Here is a 19,868-nt window from a genome sequence, read left to right as displayed (position 1 = left end):
GGTGACCGCTCCGCTACAGGTGGTCGCGCAACTGGTCGTTCATCCGGTCCACTGGCGCATCTTCGCCAGTCCAGCGTTCGAACGCTTCGACCCCCTGATACAGGAGCATCCACGCACCGTCGACTGTCGTTGCGCCCGCGGCCGCCGCGTCCTGTAGCAGACGGGTCTCGATCGGCGTGTACACCGCATCGAGCACCGCGAGGTCACCGTGCAACGCGTCAGCGGGGACCGGTGTCGTATCTTCTTCCATGCCGACGCTGGTGCAGTTGACGAGGACGTCGGCGTCCGCAAGCAGGTTGGGGAGCGAGTCGAGCCCGTGGCCGGAGGCGTCCGGGACCTCATCGGCGAGTGCGTCGGCTTTCGATTCGGTCCGGTTCGCGATCCGCACCGACAGTCCCTCATCGGCGAGGCCGAACGCGACCGCTCGTCCCGCACCGCCCGCCCCGACAACGACCGCCGTGCCCGACAGCGACACGTCGTGGTGCTCTAGCGCTCGGACCGCACCGACCGCGTCGGTGTTGTAGCCCGTCGGGGTCCCGCCGTCGAAGTCGACGGTGTTGACCGCGCCGATGCGCTCAGCGAGCGGCGCTGGGTCGACGGCGTCTAGCACGTCCTGCTTGAACGGGATTGTGACGTTTAGGCCGTCAACCCCGAGCGTTGCTGCCGCTTCGATGGCTTCGGCACCAGAATCCGCTGGTGGTTCGAACGTAACATAGCGTGCATCAAGTCCCAGTGCCTCGTAGCCCGCCTCATGCATTGGGGGCGACAGCGAGTGCCCGACCGGGTTGCCGATGAGTCCGTAAACGTCCATACCAACGCCAGCGCGCCCCGGTCGTATCAACGCCACGCTCTGTGGGAAGCACGGCCTTAGGCCGACACTTTCGCAAGCTTTTCAGCCGGACCCAGCCACATTTCCGATAGTGAGTCGTTTTCGCCATCCACTGATGCAAGTCGCAGTCGCGCTGGCCCTGACTGTCGGCTGGATTTACCTATTTATTTCCGGCATTGAGGTCGGGAACGTGACCACCGTCGCGGTCAGTGGGCTCGCCGTCCTCGGGGCGTCGTTCCTGCTGGCCTGGGGCGCTGAAACCGCAGAGAAAGACGTACCGAGGGCGTTCGCTATCGCTGTTCTCGCTATCCTCGCCGTGGCTCCCGAGTACGCCGTCGACGCGCTGTACGCCTGGAACGCCGGGGCTGGTGGCGCGACAACGGAAGCCTGTCGGCAGTTCACGGCGGCAGAAATCGAGTCCGCGACCGGGGGGCTCGCTCGTGCCTGTCACGACGCGAACCTCGCGATCGCGAACATGACCGGCGCGAATCGTATACTCATCGGTATCGGCTGGGCCGGCATCGCCGTGTTCACCGTCTGGCGCGCCGCAAAGACGCGAGACGCGGCAGTCACGAAACGCGACGGGTTCCTGAAAGACGCTGTCCAGCTGGACACCGACATCGCAACCGAGATTGCATTCCTCTTTCTGGCGACGATGTGGGCGTTTCTCGTCCCCCTCGGTGGCGGTATCGGTATCTTCGATACGCTGTTTCTGGTTGGCCTCTACGTCGCGTACATCGGCCTCGTGCTCAAGTCTGACATCGAACACAGCGAGCACACTGTGGGCGTGCCGAAGTACTTTCAGGAGTGGTCGCTACCGTGGCGGCCGCTCGTCGTCCTGGCGCTGTTTGGCTACTCCGGCGTGATGATCTTCACGGCTGTCGAGCCGTTCGCCCACGGGCTCGAAGAGATCGGTGTCGCGAACGGCATCCCCGAGTTCTTCATGATCCAGTGGGTCGCCCCGCTGGCCAGCGAATCGCCCGAACTCATCGTCGTCGCCGTGCTGGTCAACAAAGCCCGGTCGACGGCCGGGTTCAACGCCCTCATCTCCTCGAAACTCAATCAGTGGACGCTGCTCATCGGGACCATCGCGGTGGTGTACTCTATCGCGCTCGGCGGGTACGGTGTCCTGCCGTTCGACGCCAGACAGGGCGCTGAGATCTGGATTACAGCGGCTCAGTCCTTCTTCGCGCTCGCCATTCTGGTCAACTTCGAGATCAGTATCCGCGAAGCCGTCGGGCTGTTCGTGCTGTTCATCTCGCAGGTGATTTTGGAGTTCGCTATCATCAGGGATCTCATCGCTGTGCCGATATCGAGTCACGACCTCCTGCTAGCGTACACAGGGCTGTACGTCGTCGTCGGGGCCGGACTGTTCGTCCAGCGTCGCGAGGCGCTGAAACACCTGTTCGGACTGGCTGGTGACGCCGTCCGGACCGCAATGGGCCGTGAACCGGTCAATCTGGAGAACGCGGACTGATGCTTGGAATCGTCGTCTCACACGCTGACTCGGCGTCGACTCACATCGGCGAACACCTGCGTTCTCTGCGTGACTGGGAAACGAGCGTCGATGAAACGCGGCCCGACGCCGAGGGCGGTGGCACGGTGTTCCGTACAGACAGCGTGGAACTCCGCGAGTTCGATGCGTTACATCTGGACATCGAAAACGTCGCGGCGGCGTTCGACGACCTAGACCTGCTGGTGTTCGCTTCAAAACACGCCGGCGAGACGGACGAACTCCTGACGGCTCACCACACTGGGAACTTCGGTGTCGCGGAGTACGGCGGCGAAGACGGGCAGTTCGCCCGCGCCTGTCCCGGTGCTCACAAGGCCGTGGTGTCGGCGCTCCAGCGCCACGCTCCGTCGGACTACGAAGTCGGGATGGAGTGTACGCACCACGGTCCCACGGCGGTCGGCGTCCCGTCGATGTTTGTCGAGGTTGGCAGCGCGGAGCCACAGTGGGAGGACCCAGACGCCGCCGAGGCCGCTGCGAGGGCGATACTGGACCTCGCCGACGAACCGGCAGACAAGCCGCGGGAAAACGGGACGCGCCGCCACCTCCTCGGTGTCGGCGGCGGCCACTACGCCCCGCGATTCGAGCGGGTCGTCCGTGAGACGGACTGGGCGGTCGGGCATATCGCCGCCAACTGGTCGCTGGACGCACTGGCGGAGTGGGCTGACAGCGACGAGGAGCGCGATACCGTTCTCGAACGGGCCTTCCGGGCCAGCGCGGCCGACTATGCCCTCATGGAGGGCGACCGGCCGGACCTCGAGGCAGCTATCGAGTCGCTGGGCTACCGTGTCGTCAGTGAGACGTTCGTGCAGGAGACGACCGGTGTCGATCTTGGCCTCGTCGAGACGCTGGAAGACGCTGTCCGGCCGGTCGACGATGGTCTCAGGTTCGGAGAGCTTGCACCCGGATACGACGGCGAGTGGACGGTTATCGATCTCCCTGATGAGCTTATTTCGGACGTGCGCGGCGTCGATAGCGAGGCCCTGCGCGAAACTGTCGAACGGCAGTCCATCGCGTACGCGACCGAACAGAACGGAACCGTCCTCACCGGCCCGATCGTCTGTCCGGCGACGACGGACCTGCAAACGGTCGTCGACCCACTCGTCGAAATCCTCGAACGGCGCTTCGACACCGTCGAGTGGACTGCGGACGAACTCGTCGCCCGCGAGACGGCGTTCGACCCGGACCTCGCCCGAACTGCTGGCATCCCGGAGGGGCCGAAGTTCGGGAAGCTCGCCTCGGGCGAGTCAGTCGAAATCGATGGGGAAGAGATCGACCCAGAACGCTTCCAGCGCGAGCGTATACGTCGATATACGCTGTGAACACTGGCGTGTCAGCCGTCGAAACTGGCGCTCAACACGTCAGACGAGCGTCAGACACAGGGGGAAAACTAATAACTGCTCGTCTGCAAGGACGCTTTAAATTATGGATTCGATAATTGACGACGCTATCGACGAGGCAGAACAAGATGGGGAGGACGCGGCTGGTGGCACTGTCGACGAGACGACATCGACGCCGTCACAGGACATGTCGACGTCGGGGACGATGTCCGACGAGGAACTGGCAAGCGTCGTCAAAGACCTGGAAACGAAGATCACGGTCGTCGGTTGTGGTGGCGCTGGCGGGAACACGGTCACTCGGATGATGGAAGAGGGCATCCACGGGGCCAAACTCGTCGCCGCAAACACCGACGCACAGCACCTCGCCGACGAGGTAGCCGCCGACACCAAGATTCTCATCGGCCGCAAGCGTACCGGTGGCCGCGGGGCCGGTTCGGTCCCGAAAATCGGCGAGGAGGCCGCCCAAGAGGACATCGAGGACATCCAGCAGTCTATCGACGGCTCGGATATGGTGTTCGTCACCGCCGGTCTCGGTGGTGGCACCGGTACCGGCGCGGCCCCGGTCGTCGCACAGGCCGCGCAGGAAGCCGGCGCACTCACCATCTCTATCGTCACGATTCCGTTCACCGCCGAGGGTGAGCGCCGCCGTGCCAACGCCGACGCTGGCCTCGAACGACTCCGCTCCGTCTCCGATACGGTCATCGTCGTACCGAACGACCGTCTGCTGGACTACGCGCCGTCGATGCCGCTCCAGGACGCGTTCAAGATCTGTGACCGCGTGCTGATGCGCTCGGTCAAGGGCATGACCGAACTGATCACCAAGCCCGGCCTCGTCAACGTGGACTTCGCCGACGTTCGCACCATCATGGAGAACGGCGGCGTCGCGATGATCGGCCTCGGGGAGTCCGACTCCGAGAACAAGGCCCAGAACTCCATCCGCTCGGCGCTTCGCTCCCCGCTGCTGGACGTGGAGTTCGACGGCGCGAACTCCGCACTCGTCAACGTCGTCGGCGGCCCTGACATGAGCATCGAGGAAGCCGAGGGCGTCGTTGAGGAGATCTACGACCGCATCGACCCCGACGCCCGCATCATCTGGGGCGCGTCGGTCAACAACGAGTTCGAGGGCAAGATGGAGACGATGATCGTCGTCACCGGCGTCGAGAGCCCACAGATCTACGGCCAGAGCGAGGCCGAACAGGAGAAGGCCGCCCAGCAACTCGGCGAAGACATCGACTACGTCGACTAAACTGCCTCGTCGTCTCAGATTTTTCACTCTTTTTTAATCACCAAAACGTACAGATTCATCTACACTCTCCCTATCATAAATGATATTCTCGCCGAAAAGCGTTTATCCAGAAATTCGGACTCTTTGTCTATGTACTCAGACTCGAGGCGTGGTGTTCTCAAAAAATGTATTGCAGCTGGGAGCTTGGGGCTCTCGTCTGGCTGCCTTGGCTCTCTGAGCGGGAGCGGTGACACTGTACAGTTTGGTGCGCTTCTCCCACTCAGTGGTGCGCTCGCCCCACTCGGGCAACACGGCAAGCGGATGGTGGAACAGGCAGCGAGCGACGTCAACGCGGGCGGTGGTATCCGCGGGAACGACCTCGAAGTGACTATTCTTGATACTGAAGCGAACGCCGAAACCGCTGTCGAGCAGTACGGGACGCTCGTCGACCGTGGTGTCACCGGCTTCGTCGGTGGCCTCGTCAGCGACGCGTCGCTCGCCCTCGCACCGGAGGCGGCCAGCGACGAGATCATGGAAGTCAGTCCTGCCAGTACTGCCCCACAACTGTCGACAGCCGGCCGAGCCAACGGGCGGAAATACTTCGGCCGAACGGTACCGAGCGACGGGACGCAAGCGCTGGTCATGGCGAAGGTCGTCGACGACCCGCTGTACATCGATGCGGACTCCGTCGCGTTACTGAGCATCGACAACTCGTTCGGTGCTGGACTGGCAGACGCACAGCGTGAGGCACTGGACGCCGAAATCGTCGCCGACGTTCGGTACGACCCGTCGTCGGGATCGTTCGACGACACGATCGCGGACGTGTTCCAGAACGACCCTGATGCCGTCAGCTTCACCAGCGTCTCCGGCCAGGAGCGGGGTATCCTCGAGGCATACAATCAGTCGGAGTACGACGTTCCTTGGGTGTTGTCCGCGGGGATGTTCGGCGGCGACCTCCCGTCGTACTACAACGGATTCTACAGTGCGTCGCTGTCCTCCGCTCGGACGCAAGCGTACTTCGAACTCGTCCGCCGGCTCTCAGACATCGACCAACCCAGAGCGTACTCTGTCAATGCCTACGACGCGCTGTTTTTGATGGCGTGTGCCGCTGAACAGGCCGGTGAAGCCAGCGGGCCGGCAATCGCCGAGACCATTCAGTCGGTTTCCGGCGGGTCTGGACACACTGTCTCTGTCGGCGACTTCGGCCGCGTTCGGTCACTCACCGACGCAGGCCGAGCAGTGAACTATCAGGGCGCGTCCGGAAGCGTCGACCTGACTTCGAACCTCGAACCGCTGAGTTCGTACCTGATCGAACGAGTCAATAACGGGTCAGTCGAGTCGCTGGAGCTACTGCAGTCACGGTTCTTCAAGTCAGGAGGCAACCAATGAGTTCACTTCCAAGCCGGATGGTTCAGGCGACGGAGCGTGCGCTCCCTGACGTTATTCGGCGGCGGTACGCGGCGAAGTTCGGCGTCTTGTTGCTTGGCGTGGTCGTCGTGCTTGCGCTCGGCGGCGCAGCGATCCACCTCGACACGGGGTCGCTGGTCGAGTCACAGACCGAGGAGCAGATTCTCGGTGTCGCAGAGTCCCAGTCGAGTTCCGTCTCGAGTTGGGTCTCGAACAAGCAATCTACGACGTCATTCCTTGCGTCATCTATCGGTGACCGGTCCGAATCAACCTCGGATACAGACCACCAGCGGTGGCTCGAACAGAAGCTCATCGGGCTCCCGGGAGATGTCCGTGCGCTGCACTACGTCGACGCCGCTGACGGTACAGTCACCGCCAGCACTGACGACGACCTGAACGGCGTTGCACTGAGCGACGTTGACGACCCGTGGACCGACGAGAGTGGGGCAGTCGTCTCGTCGGGACCGACAGGCACGTCCGAAGCGTACCAGAGCGGGAACGAATCGGTCATCGCGTTCGTCCAGCCCGTCTCCGGCAGCGACGAATACGTCGTGCTGACGGCGTCACTTGAGGCGCGCTCCCACGAGTTCACGTCACCGTTTGCGACCGGCGACGTGAAAGTCGTCGGGTCGGACGGCCAGATCATACTCGACAACCGGAAAAGCTCGATTCTCGAAGAGTACGCGGCAACCGGGGACGCGACCGATACGAGCGTCGAAGCAGCGCTGAACGGCGAAACCGGCTACAAATCCGTCTCCGCCAGAACGGGGATGGAAGACGGGCAGTACGTGATGGCGTACACGCCGGTGACCGGCACTGAGTGGGCGTTGCTGTATCACGTGCCCCAGGACCGCGCGTTCGCACTGCAGTCGGCTGTCTCCAAGAACATCGCGCTCCTGGTGGCGCTTGCCGTCGGAGCACTGTTCGTCGTCGGTGTGACAATCGGGCGCGGAACCGCAAACGCACTCTCTCGCGTGGCTGAAAGCGCCGAGGACATCGCTGCCGGTGATATCAATAGCACCCTCCCCGAGACCACACGCGTCGACGAGATGGGACAGCTGTACGACTCATTCGCGTCGATGCAGGCGTACCTGACGACCGCCGCTGACCAAGCTGACGCGCTCGCGGAAAAGCGGTTCGACGACCCGGCGCTCGACGAAAGCATCCCCGGGGAGTTCGGCGCGGCGCTGGAAGAGATGGGCGAAGACATCCAGACGTTGATTACCGACGTCGAGGCCGCCAGAGACGAGGCGGAGGCGGCGAAAGAAGACGCGGAGTCGATGGCGTCTGCCCTCGAAGCGAAGGCAGCCGAGTTCAGCAACGTGATGGACAAGTCGGCGGCCGGGGACCTCACCCAGCGGATGGCCACCGACAGCGACTACGACGCGATGGTCGATATCGCGGAGAGTTTCAACGAGATGATCGCGGAACTCGAACGGACGGTCAACCGTATCGAAGGGTTCGCCGGCACCGTCGACAGCTCGACGGAGACGATTTCCGCGAGCGCACAGGAAGTGCGGTCGGCCAGCGAGTCGGTGAGCGAGTCGGTGCAACAGATCGCCGAAGGCGCTGACGAGCAAAACCGGAACATCCAGCAGGTGAGCGACGAGATGACCGATCTGTCGGCCACTGTCGAGGAAATCACTTCATCCACCGACGAAGTCGCATCGAAGTCCCAGCAGGCCGTCAACGACGGCGAGTCCGGCCGCGAATACGCCGAGCAGGCCGCCGCCGAAATCGAGGCGCTCGAACGGAAGTCCACCGAGGCAATCGAACAGGTGGAGTCCCTCGCGGAGGAGATGGAGCGCATCGGCGAGGTCACGACGCTCATCGACGAGATCGCGGAACAGACGAACATGCTCGCGCTCAACGCGAACATCGAAGCCGCCCGGGCCGGTGAGGCGGGCGAAGGGTTCGCTGTCGTGGCCCGCGAAATCAAGACGCTCGCTGAGGAAACCCAGGAAGCGACGACTGACATCGAGTCGATGATCGACGACATCCGGTCCCGGACGGACACCACCGTCGAAGACATGCGGGACATGGGCGAGAGCGTCGACACCGGGAAAGAGACGGTCGAAAACGCGACCGACTCGCTGACCAGTATCGTCCAGCAGGTCAACGAAGCCAACGATGGCGTGCAGGCTATCAGCGACGCGACGGACGAACAGGCGGCTTCGATGGAAGAAGTCGTCTCGATGGCCGAGGAAGTCGGCTCGATCAGCGAGGAGACATCCGCCGAGGCCGAGAACGTCGCCGCGTCCGCAGAGGAACAGACGGCGTCGATCACGGAGGTCACCGAGAAGATCCAGTCGCTCTCCAGTCAGGCGACCGACCTCAAGGAACTCATCGACCAGTTCGAAACCAGCGATGCCGATGGCAGTAGTGAACCGGGGTCACACGGGTCGGACGGAACCGCGCTGACCGACAACTGACTGAACGAGTTCAGAACGCCCGTTCCGATTATCGGTCCGTTCTGTCGGCTGCTTTTTTCTGACACTATACAGTCCGCTCTGTGAAGGGTCGGACTCGTCGCCGCGCACCACAATATAGAAAAGCCACCAGTGGGTACGACCCACTATGGACGTTCCATACGATCTCACCTCCTACATCCGCGTACTCAAACTGGCGAGTACGCCGTCGTGGGAGGAGTTCTCCCAGATCGCGAAAATCGCCGGCGCGGGCATCGCGCTGGTCGGACTGCTCGGGTTCATCATCTTCGCCGTGATGACCTTCATCCCTGGCAGCAAGCCGGTGTAAACCGATGGGGATCTACGCAGTCAAAACCACGGCCAGTCAGGAGCGCACCGTCGCGGACATGATCATCTCCCGCGAGGAAGACGAGATCCACGCCGCACTCGCGCCGGACTCGCTGACGAGTTACGTGATGGTGGAAGCGGACGATCACAACGTCTTCGACCGCATCCTCGACGAGATTCCTCACGCCAACGGTGTCGTGCAGGGGGAATCCTCGATGGCGGAAGTCGAGCACTTCCTCTCCCCGAAACCGGACGTGGAAGGGATTGCGGAGGGCGACATCGTCGAACTCATCGCCGGCCCGTTCAAGGGCGAAAAGGCGCAGGTCCAGCGTATCGACGAAGGCAAAGATCAGGTCACCGTCGAACTGTACGAGGCGACAGTCCCGATTCCGGTTACCGTGCGTGGTGACCAGATTCGGGTGTTGGATAGCGAAGAGCGCTGAGCGCAGCGAAGCGCGCCTCGTTCAATTCGAACGGGGAGCGTAGCTGTCCGTGAGAGACCGGAATAATCCTTCTTCGGCGACGTACCGATTGATACGCCGTCTCCGTTTTCAAAAACGCGCAGTCGCTACGCTTCGCCGCCTTCCAGTCGGTCGATGACCTCGCTCATGTTGGCGGCGGCCTCGACGGATTCCTTGATCTGTTCGCGGCGGCGGACCTCGGCGGCGGAGGCGTCGTAGGCGCGAACGTACTCCGCGCGGGAGTGTTCGTCGAAGGCGTGCTTGATGGCGAAGTAGCCGTCGGGGACAACGGCACCACAGACCTTGCACTCGATACGGTCGTGTTCGACCGACTGGTGGATGATGAGCTCCTCGACGCGGTCGAACTGTCTATCGTCCCCTTCGATGTCGCACTCCCAGCGTGGCATTTGCTCAGTGGCAGGCGACGCGGGGTTAAAAACGTTGGCTGCTACCTGTCAGGAGTCTGTCGCTCAGATTGCCAAAACGGAAACCCCTAATGGCAGTACGGAGTTAGCGTTCACCGTGCAACCCGAGGGGTACGCCGTTGATCTCCACGTGAAAGTGCTCGACGATGGGGTTGTCGAGCGCGCGAAGGCACGTGGCCTCGACGCGCTGGTGTACGCGCCGCATTTCACGCGGCTACCGGAGATACGACGGCAAGCTGAGGCGTTTTCCGACGAAGAGCTGACTGTGTTTCCAGCCAGAGAGATATTTACTGGCACCTGGCAACAGCGCCGGCACGTGCTAGGCATCGGACTCGAAGAGCCGATCCCGGATTTCATTACCTTCGACGGCGCGATGCGAGAACTGGATCGCCAAGATGCGGCTGTACTGGTTCCGCATCCCGGCTTTCTCAATGTCAGTCTCGGACTGGACGACATCGAAGCGTACGACGACAGTATCGACGCGCTGGAAGTGTACAACCCCAAGCAGTTGTCCCACCACCGGGACCGCGCGCAGTCGTTCACGTCGGAAACCGGTCACGAGCCGTTCGTCTCGTCGTATGCTCACGTCCGTGGGACCGTCGGCGAGGCGTACGTGAACTTTACCGAAGCGTTCGACGACGTGGCGGCGCTCAGTACGGCGCTGAAAAACGACGTGGAGCGATCGCTGTTCCATCGCGACGGTCTCTCACACGACTTGCGGCGGGCGGTCGAGTGGGCCCATCTGGGGCTGGAAAACACCTGGGGCAAGTTCGACCGGTTGATGTTACAGGGAACCGAGCCGACGCATCCTGACCACGTCGCGTACGACGGTCGATTCAACGACGTGAAAGTGTACTAAACCAGAAACGCGCTGTTCTCGACGACGAAGGTTCTGACCGTTGGCGGCAGATACTGTGGGAGTACGTGGACAAGCAGGGCAACCGCGAGCAGTTCGAAGGCAGTAATCACGACGGTGACGGCTTCAGCGCGGTCGCTTGACGTTGTCACGCCTGTCGGCGAGCCGTACTCTGTGTCCGAGAACGGGTAAAACAGCGCGATGCCCCGTCGGGAGCCGAAGTAGTCAAGCACGTAGTGCGTGAGGACGCCGAGCCACACCCACTGGAGATTACCGCCGTGATACAGCGGATGGGCCAAGAATATGAGGAGGACGGGGATGTTGTGCAGCGTCTTGCGGTGCTTGCCAAAGGCAGTGTCGACATCGGGGAACAGCGCACCCAGGACGATGGGAAGGAACACCTCCGCGATTGTCGCGAAGGTCGTCACGTCGCCCGAGGGATCGAGAACGTACCCCAGTCCGATGCTCAGGAGGACGGCGTTCAGGACGTGCCCACGTTTGTTCATCTATCTGACCGTCCGTGTCCCAACTAAAAGAGCTTACTACTCCTGTAATGCGGTTTCCAAGTCCCGAAGCGCCTGTGTCGCGATGGCCGCCTTTATTTCGCGACGGGTGCCGTCGAACTCGTAGCGGGAGACTGTCACGCCAGATTCGTTGGTCCCCCACGGGGCGGCCTCGGCAACGGCGATGTACACCGTCCCGACGGGTGTCTCCGGTGAACCGCCGCTCGGCCCGGCGACGCCAGTCGTGGCGACGCCCCAGTCGGTCCGGGCGGTGTCGCGAACGCCCCGAGCCATTTCGATAGCAACCGGCTCTGAGACCGCGCCGTGGGCGTCCAGCGCTTCCCGCGAGACGGCCAGCAATTCCCGCTTGGCCTCGTAGGAGTAGGTGACCAGCGAGCGGTCGAAGTAATCGCTCGATCCGGGGATGTCCGTTATTTTCGACCCCACGAGGCCACCGGTACAGGACTCCGCGGTGGCGACCGTAGCAGCAACTTCTCGGAGACGCTTGCCGACGCGCTTCTCGACCGGGTCCGCTGTCTCGTCTGCCATTGCCGGTGTTTGTCGTGACAGGCGAATAAGCGTTCAGGGCGGGATACTTTCAGTTCAGAGATACAACTGCGTATGTGAGCTATCAGACGACGCTTGGCTGGTCACTCGTTACGTCGGGCCTCGTGACGCTGTTCCTCTGGGTCTTGCCGGGGTCGGACCTCCTGTGGGGGCTACTGCTGCTGGTCCTCGGCGGGCTGACGCTGTACATCCGCCAGTAGACAGAAAAGCAGACGGGGCCGGCGGTCGGAGTGTGCATATGGACTACACGGAACCCCAGTTCTTCCGGGTCATGCAGTACGCGTCCCGGGCCGATCGGGACGTGGTGGACATGGTGTCGGGCAATCCCGACTGGGACCCACCCGAGGGGCTTCGGGACGGGCTCAGAGACTACGCCGAAGCCCCGGCCGACGACTACCAGTATCCGCCAAGCGTGGGCCTCACGCCGCTTCGCAATGAAATCGCCGCTCGGCGTGGTGTGGATCGGAACCGCGTGCTGGTCACGAATGGCGCTGGCGAGGCGAACCACCTCGCGATGACCGGCGGGCTCCACCATTTCGACGGCAACGAAATCCTCCTGACGGACCCCGTCTACCCCTACTACGCCGGCCGGGCGAATTTCATCGGCGCGGACATCTCCTTCGTCCCGGTCGACGAGCACAACCGACTGGTCCCCGCGGACGTTCGAGCAGCTGCAAGCGAGGAAACAGCCGTCATCGTCGTCAATTCGCCGAACAACCCTACCGGCGCGGTGTACGACGCCGACGCGATGGCCGAGTTCGCGGCCATCGCCGAGGAGTACGACGCGCTGTTGCTCAGTGACGAGGTGTACGACCACTTCGACTACGCGGGTCGGTTCAGTTCAGCACTCAACGCTGACTCCGACCACGTCGTCGCCACCAACTCCTTTTCGAAGACGATGGCGATAACAGGATTCAGAGTCGGCTATTCGATTTTCCCGCCGGAGGACGGGCCGACTGGGGCACTGCTTGAACGCGCTCGCACTCAGCACATGCTCACGAACGTCACCGGGAGCCGGCCGGCCCAGTACGCCGTCCTGCGGGCGCTGAAGACGACGAGTCCCGACTACTACGCCGCCTGTCGACATCGTCTCGAAGATCGCGTCGACGACTTCTGTGCCGCGCTTGCGGAGGCCGGTGCCGAGTACAACCGCCCCGACGGCGGGTTCTACGTGATGGCGCGCTTCCCTGACTTCCCCGGGTCGTTCGAGAACGTGTACGAACTCATCGACGAGGCCGGCGTCGCCGGGATGCCCGGCGAGGCTTTCGGCGAGTCCCGGCGCGACTGGATACGGTTCGCGCTCGTGACTTCCCGGGTGGACGAGGCAGCCCAGCGGCTGGCGAACTATTTCGAGTGAAAAGCTGTTGCTGGCTTAGCCGAAGATCAGTTCCACGTCTCTCGCCCGCGACAGCAGGTCATCGTTGTAGTACTCCTCGGTCTGGGAAGGGTGCGTCTCGTCGATGGCCCGGACCGTTTTGACGGTGTTGGCGAAGTTTTTGTAGGTCGCTTCGTCGACCATCTGGCCGTCGACGACGACTGCGCCGGTCCCCTCGCGCTTGGCCTCGTTGAACGACTCGATCTTGTGGAGGTCTCGCTCCATTTCTTCCACTGTCGGCATATGGATTCGATTCGCCTGTTCGGTCTGCTTGGGATGGAGCGACCACGAGCCATCGATCCCGATGGTCGCCTCGTACTCCACCTGATCGGCGTATCCCTCGGCGTTGTAGTAGGTGACACCGGCACGCTCGTGGAACAGCTGGTCGAAGGGGCCGCCGATAGCGACGATGTCTGCCGCGCTCGTCTCGTTCGAGAGCGCTTCGAGCAGGCCATCCCAGCGGGGCCGCTCACCGTCGAGCGTGCGCCCGCCGAGTTCCGCCGTGTAGTCGACCGGTCCGAACACGAGCCCGGAGAGCCGGGAGTCTGTTGCGTACTGGCAGATCTCGCGAAGGTCCGAGCGACCCGGTGCCGTCTCAAGAATGATTGCCATCTCCAGCGTCCCCTCCGCAAGCCCGGCGTCGCGCTCTGCGTCAGCGACGACCCCTGCGGCATCACGAACGTCGTCGAGGCGGCCGGTCTTCGGGAAGACGAAGCCGTCGAGTTCCTCACCGACTTCCTCGGCCAAGCGAGTCACCTGCTCGATGCCACGCTCGCGGGCATCGGCGTCGTCGTAGGCCCACTCGACTCGGGGGAGGATGTCCCCGGCGAAGTCGTCGGCATGGTCCGGAACGTGCTCGACGATGTTGTCGACGGCCTCGTCTTTCATCGATGGCGCGGTGCCGTCCTCAATGTCGGGGACAAGCCAGTCGGGGGCCTGAAACCCCTCGCTGGTGAGTCCCGAGACGAGGAATTTCGCGCTGTTGTCGTTCGGTATCGCGGCCGGTGCGGTCTGGAATGAGCGACAGAGTCGTGTCATGTATTTCGCTGAATGAGTGCGGTTCGCCGGCCCGAGTAGACCGGGGTCTGCTCCTGATTGAACGCGACGTGCTCGAACGTGACCGCGCCGGCCTGCTCCGGTCCGGCGTCGGGGTCGCAGTCGAGGACGCGGGTGAAGCCGTAGACAGTGTCTCCCAGCGTAACGAAGTCGTGGAACCGCTCGTCAGCGAAGCGACGCTCGCGGTAGGTCGCCTCATCGGAGCGAGCGTGTGCCAGCGCAATTGAGCGGGTCACGTCGCCGTACGCGACGATGTCGCCCGACGGCGAATCGGCCATCTCGTCACGGTTGTGGTGCTGGCGGGCGGTGTTGAGCGTCGCCAGCGGGAGGCCAGCGACCAGTTGGTCGTCCATCGTCCGTCCACGTTCGTGGCGGTAGGCGACGGCCGTGTTCTCCTCTTGGGTGGTGTCGAGCGCCCGCCGGAAGTCCTCGAAGTACTTGCCATCTGGAGAGACGAGGGTATCGGGCAGCGCTGGACCGCCTTCGTCTTGCTCCCCGACAGCTCCGCCGTCGGTGGCCGCTGGCTCGCGGCGCGGTATCATATTCGTCCGCTGGTAGGATACCAGTGTCTCGCCGGTTTCGCGATCCCGGCCCTCCGTCTCCCAAGTGACGATTCCGTACTTCGGCCGAGAGGACGATGTCTTGGTGTCAACGACAGTCGAGGTGACTGACAGCGGCGTCCCGGCCGTCACCGGCTGATGGAACGTCACGTCGTCGCGGCCGAGGAAGTACCCGCCCTTCTCTGAGAGGTCCTCGACGGTGATGCCCATCACACACGCCAGCAGGTAGTCCGGGTGGACCGGGCGCTCGTCGAAGCCGCGTTCGCGGGCGGTGTCGGCCCGCCAGTACGCCGGGTCGTGGTTGAGCGTCTGGCCCATCCACTGCTCGCTGCCATGGTGGGTGAGCTGGAGGCCGGGCTCGTGAGTGAGTTCGTCGCCCTCGGCGAAGAACTCGAAGAAGTGTCCCTTCTCTCTGGTGTCAGCCCGGTCCAACAGTGAGTCGAACGTCTCGCCGTCCGAGAGGTCCAGCGCGTCGGGGTCAGTCCAGTCAGTCATCAGCCGGCACCTCCTGTGTAGCGTCCCGTCTTGCAAGCGCCCGCCGCATCTCGTTCGTGACGACCATGAACCCCTCGTCGAAGCCCATACCCGGTTTCGCGAGTACCTGCGCGGCGTCGGTCGCCAGCGCCACGTGGGCACAGGCCCGTGCGGAGGTCACGGTCTCGTTGCACGTCCCGCCGACGTAGGCCCGGGTGTCCGTGCCGTCGCAGTACAGCACGGCCTCGGCCGAGCGTTGGATGCCCCCGAGGTCCGGTGTCTTGATCTGGACGAGGTCGGCCGCTTCCGCGTCGACGAACGCCTGCACATCCTCAAAGGTGTTGCACCACTCGTCGGCGACGATGTCCACGTCGACGCCCGCATCGGCCAGTCCCTCACGGAGTTCAGCCATCTCGGTTATTTGTGCCTGCCGGCCGCCGGCGTCCATCGGCCCCTCGACCTGAAGGGGGTAGGGCGCGGCGGCCTCCCGCAGCGTCTCGAAGTAGTCTGTCACCTCGGTGCGGTCATAGGGCGGCCCGAACACCTTCCCAAGGATGCCGTACACGTCGACGTGGAAACGCGGCGAGTACGGCTCCGGCCCGAGCGCCGTTGCCCGGTCCGAGAGCCAGGCAAGGTAGTCACGCAGTCCTTCGCCGTTCTCGCCAACCTTCTCGACGCTGTTGAACAGGCCGTGGGGCAACACCGGCACGCCCTTGATGAGCATCTTTTCGGCGTTGATGCGGCGCTCGTCACCTGACTGCCCGAACACCGGAATCGGCGAGGTCGCCGGCTCGGTGTCGTAGGTGTCTGCGAGCACGTCCGTCGGCGTCACCCCGCGTGCTTGTGCGGCGGCGTTCAGCAGTGCCTGCGACACGCCGTAGCGGACCGCTGTGTGGAGCTGGTCGCCGCCCGAACGCTGGGCGGTCATCTCCTCCAGCATCGTCGCGTTGGCCCCGAACTGGGTTGCGTCCTGCCCGCGTAGCGCGTCGGCGACGGGACCCTCGACGACCGGGCGATACTTCTCGGCCCGGAACAGCGGGTCGCGGCCACCGGCCCCCGAGTACTGGACCGCGGCGCAGTCGCCGGTCGCAATGGAGCCGTCGGCGAGTTCGATTTCCACGATCAGCGCTTCGCCGGCCTCGCGGATGCGGTCGAACCCCTCGGTGACCGGCTGGCCGTCGTAAGCGAACCCGCTCTGTGTCGCCCCGTCCTTGATCGCCTGCTGGTCGTCGAAGAAGAACCCGGAGAGGCCCGGAACCGTTCGAACGTTCTCAATCCGCATCGCTTGCACCCCCAGCGGGGCTGTTGTCGCCGGCCGGCCGCCCGATGAGCTTCCCGTCACTGATGGCGTCCACGTCGTCGGCGACCATCCGGAACGACTGGTCGCGGCCTTCGGTCTCGGCCCGCTCGCCAAGGCGTGCAGCGTGAATCTCCTTGATGTCGTCCGGAAGCGCGAGGTCCGCGAACTCGAAGATGCGGACTCGGCCGTCGTCGTCTCTGGCCGGCAGCACCGCGCCCTTGGCGGCGTCGCTGGGCGCAAAGGGCACGTCCAGCGCGCCGCTGTCGAAGGCGTTGATAACTCCCTGTGCAACGTCGCCGTCGCCGGCCTCGTAGATCGCGTCCATCAGCGCCCGTGTCTCCCGTTCGATGAGCGCCTGTTCCTCGTCGATACCCCCGAGGTCGATGTCCTGTTCGATCATCATATCGATAAGCTGTCTCGTCGTTCGCAGTCCAGCCGCGTTGGCCTCCTTCGTCGGCACGCCCTGGAACTCCTGGGCGGACTTCGTGATGACTTTGTCCGGCTGGGCGACGGCAGCCGTCGCGCCGCCGAGACTGATGACACCGTTGGCCCGCGCCTCGTCGGGCGGGAAGCCCCCCATCCACTCGTGGAAGACAGTCGTGACGGTCACCTCGTCGCGAAGGTACTCGTTACCGAGCTTCCGAAGTGCCCGCAGCGCCGCCACGTCCTGCACGAGGTTTCCGACCTGTCCGTAGCCAAGCGTGAGCGACCGAACACCCTGTGTCGCGGCGAGTTCGCCCTCGACGAGCATCACCGCGATGGCAATGCTCGGCGGGACGAGCGTGCCGGTCAGCGGTCCGAAGGGCTCGCGGTTGATAGTCACGCCGCGCTCGGTGTAGGCCCCGCAGAGCCGGTCGACGAACTGCCAGTGTTCGATGGTCGTCGCGAGGTCGTGTCGCTTCGTGTAGGGGATGTTGTATGAAATCGGCCCGCCCTCGAAGCTCTGGAAGCCGCCAGCGAGCGTGACCATCGCCAGTAGCCGGGCGTCGGGCGTTCCGTGGCGGACCTCCACTGGGGCGTCGAGCGCCCGGATGAGCCGCCGGCAGTCCTCGACGCCGTGGTTCACCGCGGGGAAGCCGTTCAGTTCGTTCTCGTCGCTGCCGCGGGAGGCGGCCAGTCCCTCTTCGGCTTTCTCGTACTCGTTGTCCCGCGTGTAGGAGTCGATGGTCGTCGGCAGGAGGTCCGCGCCGCCCTCGTCCTGCAGGTACCGCAGCAGGTCAATCTGTTCTTCGAGGCAGGGAACACCCGCCCGTGGCTGGAGGAGCGGCTGATCGGCGGACTCCAACACTTGGGCGAACTGTTTTGAGGCTGGCAGTGACTCGTGGAAGGCGATAGCTTCCTCGAAGTCGACTTCGCGGCCCGTGTGCCAGTTGTCCCTGAGGTCGTTTGCGATGCGCTGTAGCTGGTCGTCGCTGAGTCGCTCGTCAGTTGGCATAGTCACCCGTCAACCCTGATCTGCTCCGCCTCTGTTGTCGTCAGTTGCAGGTCTTCGCGGAGCATCTCGATAGCCTCCTCCGGGTCCGTTTCCGCGTCGAAGACGCGGTCGAAACCCATCTGTCGGAAGGTCGCCTGCGTCTCCTCGAAGTCGGACTGTCCGACGGCGAGGTTCCCACCGACGTAGGTGAGCACGTCGAGCCCAGCGTCGTCGAGCTCGTCGTGCAGCCCCTCGCAGTCCTGGCGGGCGTGCCCGTACAGCGAGGATACCAGTACTGCCTCGGCGTCGTGAGATTTCGCGGCGGAGACGAACTCGTCCTGTGACGTCTGGACACCGAGGTTGATGACCTCGAAGCCAGCGGCCGAGAGCGCCTGCTCTAGAATCGTGATGCCGACGACGTGCGCGTCGGAGCCAATCACGCCGAGGATAACGGTCCGGGGCATGTACTACGTCGTCGTCGGCGGGTAGTGATAAACCTAATGGTCTTTCATGATAATATGGCCTTAAGGAATTTATAACGGACGTTCAAGAAGGTTTATGCGGCCGCCCCGTCGTGGTTTTCGCATGGGTGCGCTTGACGACTTGCGTGTGCTCGACCTGACACAGGTCCTCGCCGGACCGTACTGTACGATGTTGCTCGCGGACATGGGCGCGGACGTGGTAAAGGTCGAACGCCCCGGCGGCGACCTCATCAGGTCGAACCCGCCGTTCGTGAGCGACGGCGACGAAGAAGCCTACGGCGGGTACTTCCAGAGCGTCAACCGTGGGAAACGCTCGCTCGAACTCGACCTCGGGGACGCCGATGACCGCGAGGCGTTCCTTTCGCTCGTCGAGCGCGCAGACGTGGTGGTCGAGAACTTCAAGGCCGGCACGATGGAGAAGTTCGACTGCGGCTACGAGACGCTGCGAGAACACAACCCGGACCTCATCTACTCTTCCATCCGGGGCTTTGGCGACCCGCGAACGGGCGAAACCCACCGACAGGGCCAGCCGTCGTTCGATCTCATCGCGCAGGCGCTGGGTGGCGTCATGGAAATCACGGGGCAGTCGGACGGCCCGCCGACGAAGGTCGGCCCCGGCGTCGGCGACCTCTTCACTGCCGTACTGAACGCTGTCGGCATCCTTGCGGCCGTCCATCACCGCGAACGCACGGGCGAGGGCCAGTACGTCGATACGGCGATGTACGACTCGATGGTGTCGCTGTGTGAGCGAACGGTGTACCAGTACTCCTGTGACGGCGAGTCGCCGACCCGGCAGGGGAACTCTCATCCGACACTGTTCCCGTACGACTCCTTCGAGGCCGCCGACGGCCACGTCGTCATCGCGGCGTTCGCCGACGGCCACTGGGAGGCGCTGTGCGAGGCGATGGAGCGACCGGACCTCGCCGCGGACTATCCAGACGCCGGCAGCCGGATCGCGAACCGGGAGTCCCTGCGCCGCGAGATTGCCGACTGGACCGCCACCATCGACTCGGAAACCCTCCTTGACCTGCTCGGAGGGCGCGTGCCGGCTGCGCCGGTCCAGAACACCGCTGATATCTTCGATGACCCGCACATCCACGACCGGGAGATGCTCACCGATGTCGACCAGCCCGGTGCCGACGAACAGATAACCATCGCCGGCAGTCCGATAAAGATGACCGAGACGATGCCCTCGCCCGGTGGTCGCGCGCCGCTACTAGACGAGCACAGGACGGAACTGCTTGATGAAGTCGGGGTTGAAACGGACACTAATCGCGTCGAAAGCGACGACTAATCGGCAACTGCCGGCAATTTTCACCACATCAGGG

Annotated in this window: 20 protein-coding genes; 11 read left to right on the top strand and 9 right to left on the bottom strand. The window is 63.7% G+C overall.

Features of this window, described 5'->3' with window-relative positions:
- Positions 1 to 13: 13 nt before the first annotated feature.
- The gene (locus IEY38_RS08075; protein WP_188976857.1) at positions 14 to 811 is read right to left on the bottom strand and encodes a shikimate dehydrogenase; all 798 of its coding nucleotides are present in this window, start codon (positions 809 to 811) and stop codon (positions 14 to 16) included.
- Positions 812 to 944: 133 nt separating this feature from the next.
- Here IEY38_RS08075 and IEY38_RS08070 point away from each other — a divergent pair, with 133 nt between their 5' ends.
- The 7 genes from IEY38_RS08070 to IEY38_RS08040 all read left to right on the top strand — a co-directional run bounded on the left by IEY38_RS08070 (position 945) and on the right by IEY38_RS08040 (position 9,510).
- A complete protein-coding gene (locus tag IEY38_RS08070) occupies positions 945 to 2,306 on the top strand; it encodes a sodium:calcium antiporter (RefSeq protein ID WP_188977349.1) in 1,362 nt (453 codons plus the stop codon).
- Entirely contained in the window at positions 2,306 to 3,661 is a 1,356-nt protein-coding gene (locus IEY38_RS08065; RefSeq protein WP_188976855.1) for a D-aminoacyl-tRNA deacylase, read from the top strand. Before IEY38_RS08070 ends, IEY38_RS08065 begins: the two co-directional genes overlap by 1 nt.
- Positions 3,662 to 3,764: 103 nt before the next feature.
- Entirely contained in the window at positions 3,765 to 4,925 is a 1,161-nt protein-coding gene (gene ftsZ, locus IEY38_RS08060; RefSeq protein ID WP_188976853.1) for a cell division protein FtsZ, read from the top strand.
- A gap of 129 nt (positions 4,926 to 5,054) precedes the next feature.
- Positions 5,055 to 6,293 carry an ABC transporter substrate-binding protein gene (locus IEY38_RS08055; protein ID WP_229775247.1) on the top strand — a complete coding sequence of 413 codons (1,239 nt, stop codon included), beginning with the start codon at positions 5,055 to 5,057 and terminating at the stop codon, positions 6,291 to 6,293.
- Positions 6,290 to 8,743: a methyl-accepting chemotaxis protein gene (locus IEY38_RS08050; protein ID WP_188976851.1), complete on the top strand. Its 2,454-nt coding sequence runs from the start codon at positions 6,290 to 6,292 to the stop codon at positions 8,741 to 8,743. Before IEY38_RS08055 ends, IEY38_RS08050 begins: the two co-directional genes overlap by 4 nt.
- A gap of 145 nt (positions 8,744 to 8,888) precedes the next feature.
- Entirely contained in the window at positions 8,889 to 9,068 is a 180-nt protein-coding gene (locus IEY38_RS08045) for a protein translocase SEC61 complex subunit gamma (protein ID WP_004592944.1), read from the top strand.
- A 4-nt stretch (positions 9,069 to 9,072) separates the two neighbouring features.
- Positions 9,073 to 9,510, top strand: coding sequence for a transcription elongation factor Spt5 (locus IEY38_RS08040; protein WP_004516836.1), 438 nt, complete (start codon positions 9,073 to 9,075; stop codon positions 9,508 to 9,510).
- A gap of 125 nt (positions 9,511 to 9,635) precedes the next feature.
- Here IEY38_RS08040 and IEY38_RS08035 read toward each other — a convergent pair whose 3' ends face one another.
- Positions 9,636 to 9,935, bottom strand: a complete 300-nt coding sequence (locus IEY38_RS08035) for a DUF7565 family protein (RefSeq protein WP_004516837.1) — start codon at positions 9,933 to 9,935, stop codon at positions 9,636 to 9,638.
- Between the two features lie 115 nt (positions 9,936 to 10,050).
- On the opposite strand from IEY38_RS08035, the gene IEY38_RS08030 reads away from it, so the two are divergent.
- Positions 10,051 to 10,812 carry a PHP domain-containing protein gene (locus IEY38_RS08030; protein ID WP_188976849.1) on the top strand — a complete coding sequence of 254 codons (762 nt, stop codon included), beginning with the start codon at positions 10,051 to 10,053 and terminating at the stop codon, positions 10,810 to 10,812.
- Here IEY38_RS08030 and IEY38_RS08025 read toward each other — a convergent pair.
- Complete coding sequence (locus IEY38_RS08025; RefSeq protein WP_058996143.1) at positions 10,809 to 11,315, bottom strand: metal-dependent hydrolase; 507 nt, start codon at positions 11,313 to 11,315, stop codon at positions 10,809 to 10,811. The two genes, IEY38_RS08030 and IEY38_RS08025, sit on opposite strands and share 4 nt — an antisense overlap.
- Before the next feature lie 36 nt (positions 11,316 to 11,351).
- A complete protein-coding gene (locus IEY38_RS08020) occupies positions 11,352 to 11,861 on the bottom strand; it encodes a CinA family protein (protein WP_188976847.1) in 510 nt (169 codons plus the stop codon).
- A 74-nt stretch (positions 11,862 to 11,935) separates the two neighbouring features.
- On the opposite strand from IEY38_RS08020, the gene IEY38_RS08015 reads away from it, so the two are divergent.
- A complete protein-coding gene (locus IEY38_RS08015; RefSeq protein ID WP_170095974.1) occupies positions 11,936 to 12,079 on the top strand; it encodes a hypothetical protein in 144 nt (47 codons plus the stop codon).
- A gap of 38 nt (positions 12,080 to 12,117) precedes the next feature.
- A complete protein-coding gene (locus IEY38_RS08010; protein WP_188976845.1) occupies positions 12,118 to 13,236 on the top strand; it encodes a pyridoxal phosphate-dependent aminotransferase in 1,119 nt (372 codons plus the stop codon).
- Between the two features lie 15 nt (positions 13,237 to 13,251).
- On the opposite strand, the gene citE is transcribed toward IEY38_RS08010, so the two are convergent.
- The 5 genes from citE to glmS are packed head-to-tail and all read right to left on the bottom strand — an operon-like array spanning position 13,252 to position 18,522.
- Positions 13,252 to 14,292: an L-malyl-CoA/beta-methylmalyl-CoA lyase gene (gene citE, locus IEY38_RS08005; RefSeq protein WP_188976844.1), complete on the bottom strand. Its 1,041-nt coding sequence runs from the start codon at positions 14,290 to 14,292 to the stop codon at positions 13,252 to 13,254.
- The gene (gene mch, locus IEY38_RS08000; protein ID WP_188976842.1) at positions 14,289 to 15,365 is read right to left on the bottom strand and encodes a 2-methylfumaryl-CoA hydratase; all 1,077 of its coding nucleotides are present in this window, start codon (positions 15,363 to 15,365) and stop codon (positions 14,289 to 14,291) included. Before mch ends, citE begins: the two co-directional genes overlap by 4 nt.
- Positions 15,358 to 16,626 carry a methylaspartate ammonia-lyase gene (locus tag IEY38_RS07995; protein ID WP_188976840.1) on the bottom strand — a complete coding sequence of 423 codons (1,269 nt, stop codon included), beginning with the start codon at positions 16,624 to 16,626 and terminating at the stop codon, positions 15,358 to 15,360. Before IEY38_RS07995 ends, mch begins: the two co-directional genes overlap by 8 nt.
- Entirely contained in the window at positions 16,616 to 18,079 is a 1,464-nt protein-coding gene (locus tag IEY38_RS07990) for a methylaspartate mutase subunit E (RefSeq protein ID WP_005534697.1), read from the bottom strand. Before IEY38_RS07990 ends, IEY38_RS07995 begins: the two co-directional genes overlap by 11 nt.
- A gap of 2 nt (positions 18,080 to 18,081) precedes the next feature.
- Positions 18,082 to 18,522 (bottom strand): methylaspartate mutase subunit S, encoded by a 441-nt coding sequence (gene glmS / locus IEY38_RS07985; RefSeq protein WP_004516847.1) that lies wholly within the window; start codon positions 18,520 to 18,522, stop codon positions 18,082 to 18,084.
- A 121-nt stretch (positions 18,523 to 18,643) separates the two neighbouring features.
- On the opposite strand from glmS, the gene mct reads away from it, so the two are divergent.
- Positions 18,644 to 19,834 carry a succinyl-CoA:mesaconate CoA-transferase gene (gene mct / locus IEY38_RS07980; protein ID WP_188976837.1) on the top strand — a complete coding sequence of 397 codons (1,191 nt, stop codon included), beginning with the start codon at positions 18,644 to 18,646 and terminating at the stop codon, positions 19,832 to 19,834.
- Positions 19,835 to 19,868 lie beyond the last annotated feature (34 nt).

The organism is Haloarcula sebkhae, assembly GCF_014647415.1.
GTDB classification, from domain to species: domain Archaea; phylum Halobacteriota; class Halobacteria; order Halobacteriales; family Haloarculaceae; genus Haloarcula; species Haloarcula sebkhae.
The sequence above is the reverse complement of the archived record's forward strand: the minus strand, read 5'-3'. Positions and strand labels throughout refer to the sequence as shown.

Excerpts from the sequence above, each read along its gene's own strand:
- IEY38_RS08075 (WP_188976857.1), bottom strand. The coding sequence starts at position 811 with ATGGACGTTTACGGACTCATCGGCAACCCGGTCGGGCACTCGCTGTCG.
- IEY38_RS08010 (WP_188976845.1), top strand. The coding sequence starts at position 12,118 with ATGGACTACACGGAACCCCAGTTCTTCCGGGTCATGCAGTACGCGTCC.
- IEY38_RS08055 (WP_229775247.1), top strand. The coding sequence starts at position 5,055 with ATGTACTCAGACTCGAGGCGTGGTGTTCTCAAAAAATGTATTGCAGCT.
- glmS (WP_004516847.1), bottom strand. The coding sequence starts at position 18,522 with ATGCCCCGGACCGTTATCCTCGGCGTGATTGGCTCCGACGCGCACGTC.
- IEY38_RS08025 (WP_058996143.1), bottom strand. The coding sequence starts at position 11,315 with ATGAACAAACGTGGGCACGTCCTGAACGCCGTCCTCCTGAGCATCGGA.
- IEY38_RS08020 (WP_188976847.1), bottom strand. The coding sequence starts at position 11,861 with ATGGCAGACGAGACAGCGGACCCGGTCGAGAAGCGCGTCGGCAAGCGT.
- citE (WP_188976844.1), bottom strand. The coding sequence starts at position 14,292 with ATGACACGACTCTGTCGCTCATTCCAGACCGCACCGGCCGCGATACCG.
- IEY38_RS08065 (WP_188976855.1), top strand. The coding sequence starts at position 2,306 with ATGCTTGGAATCGTCGTCTCACACGCTGACTCGGCGTCGACTCACATC.
- mct (WP_188976837.1), top strand. The coding sequence starts at position 18,644 with ATGGGTGCGCTTGACGACTTGCGTGTGCTCGACCTGACACAGGTCCTC.
- IEY38_RS08070 (WP_188977349.1), top strand. The coding sequence starts at position 945 with ATGCAAGTCGCAGTCGCGCTGGCCCTGACTGTCGGCTGGATTTACCTA.
- IEY38_RS07990 (WP_005534697.1), bottom strand. The coding sequence starts at position 18,079 with ATGCCAACTGACGAGCGACTCAGCGACGACCAGCTACAGCGCATCGCA.
- IEY38_RS08050 (WP_188976851.1), top strand. The coding sequence starts at position 6,290 with ATGAGTTCACTTCCAAGCCGGATGGTTCAGGCGACGGAGCGTGCGCTC.
- ftsZ (WP_188976853.1), top strand. The coding sequence starts at position 3,765 with ATGGATTCGATAATTGACGACGCTATCGACGAGGCAGAACAAGATGGG.
- mch (WP_188976842.1), bottom strand. The coding sequence starts at position 15,365 with ATGACTGACTGGACTGACCCCGACGCGCTGGACCTCTCGGACGGCGAG.
- IEY38_RS07995 (WP_188976840.1), bottom strand. The coding sequence starts at position 16,626 with ATGCGGATTGAGAACGTTCGAACGGTTCCGGGCCTCTCCGGGTTCTTC.
- IEY38_RS08040 (WP_004516836.1), top strand. The coding sequence starts at position 9,073 with ATGGGGATCTACGCAGTCAAAACCACGGCCAGTCAGGAGCGCACCGTC.
- IEY38_RS08035 (WP_004516837.1), bottom strand. The coding sequence starts at position 9,935 with ATGCCACGCTGGGAGTGCGACATCGAAGGGGACGATAGACAGTTCGAC.
- IEY38_RS08045 (WP_004592944.1), top strand. The coding sequence starts at position 8,889 with ATGGACGTTCCATACGATCTCACCTCCTACATCCGCGTACTCAAACTG.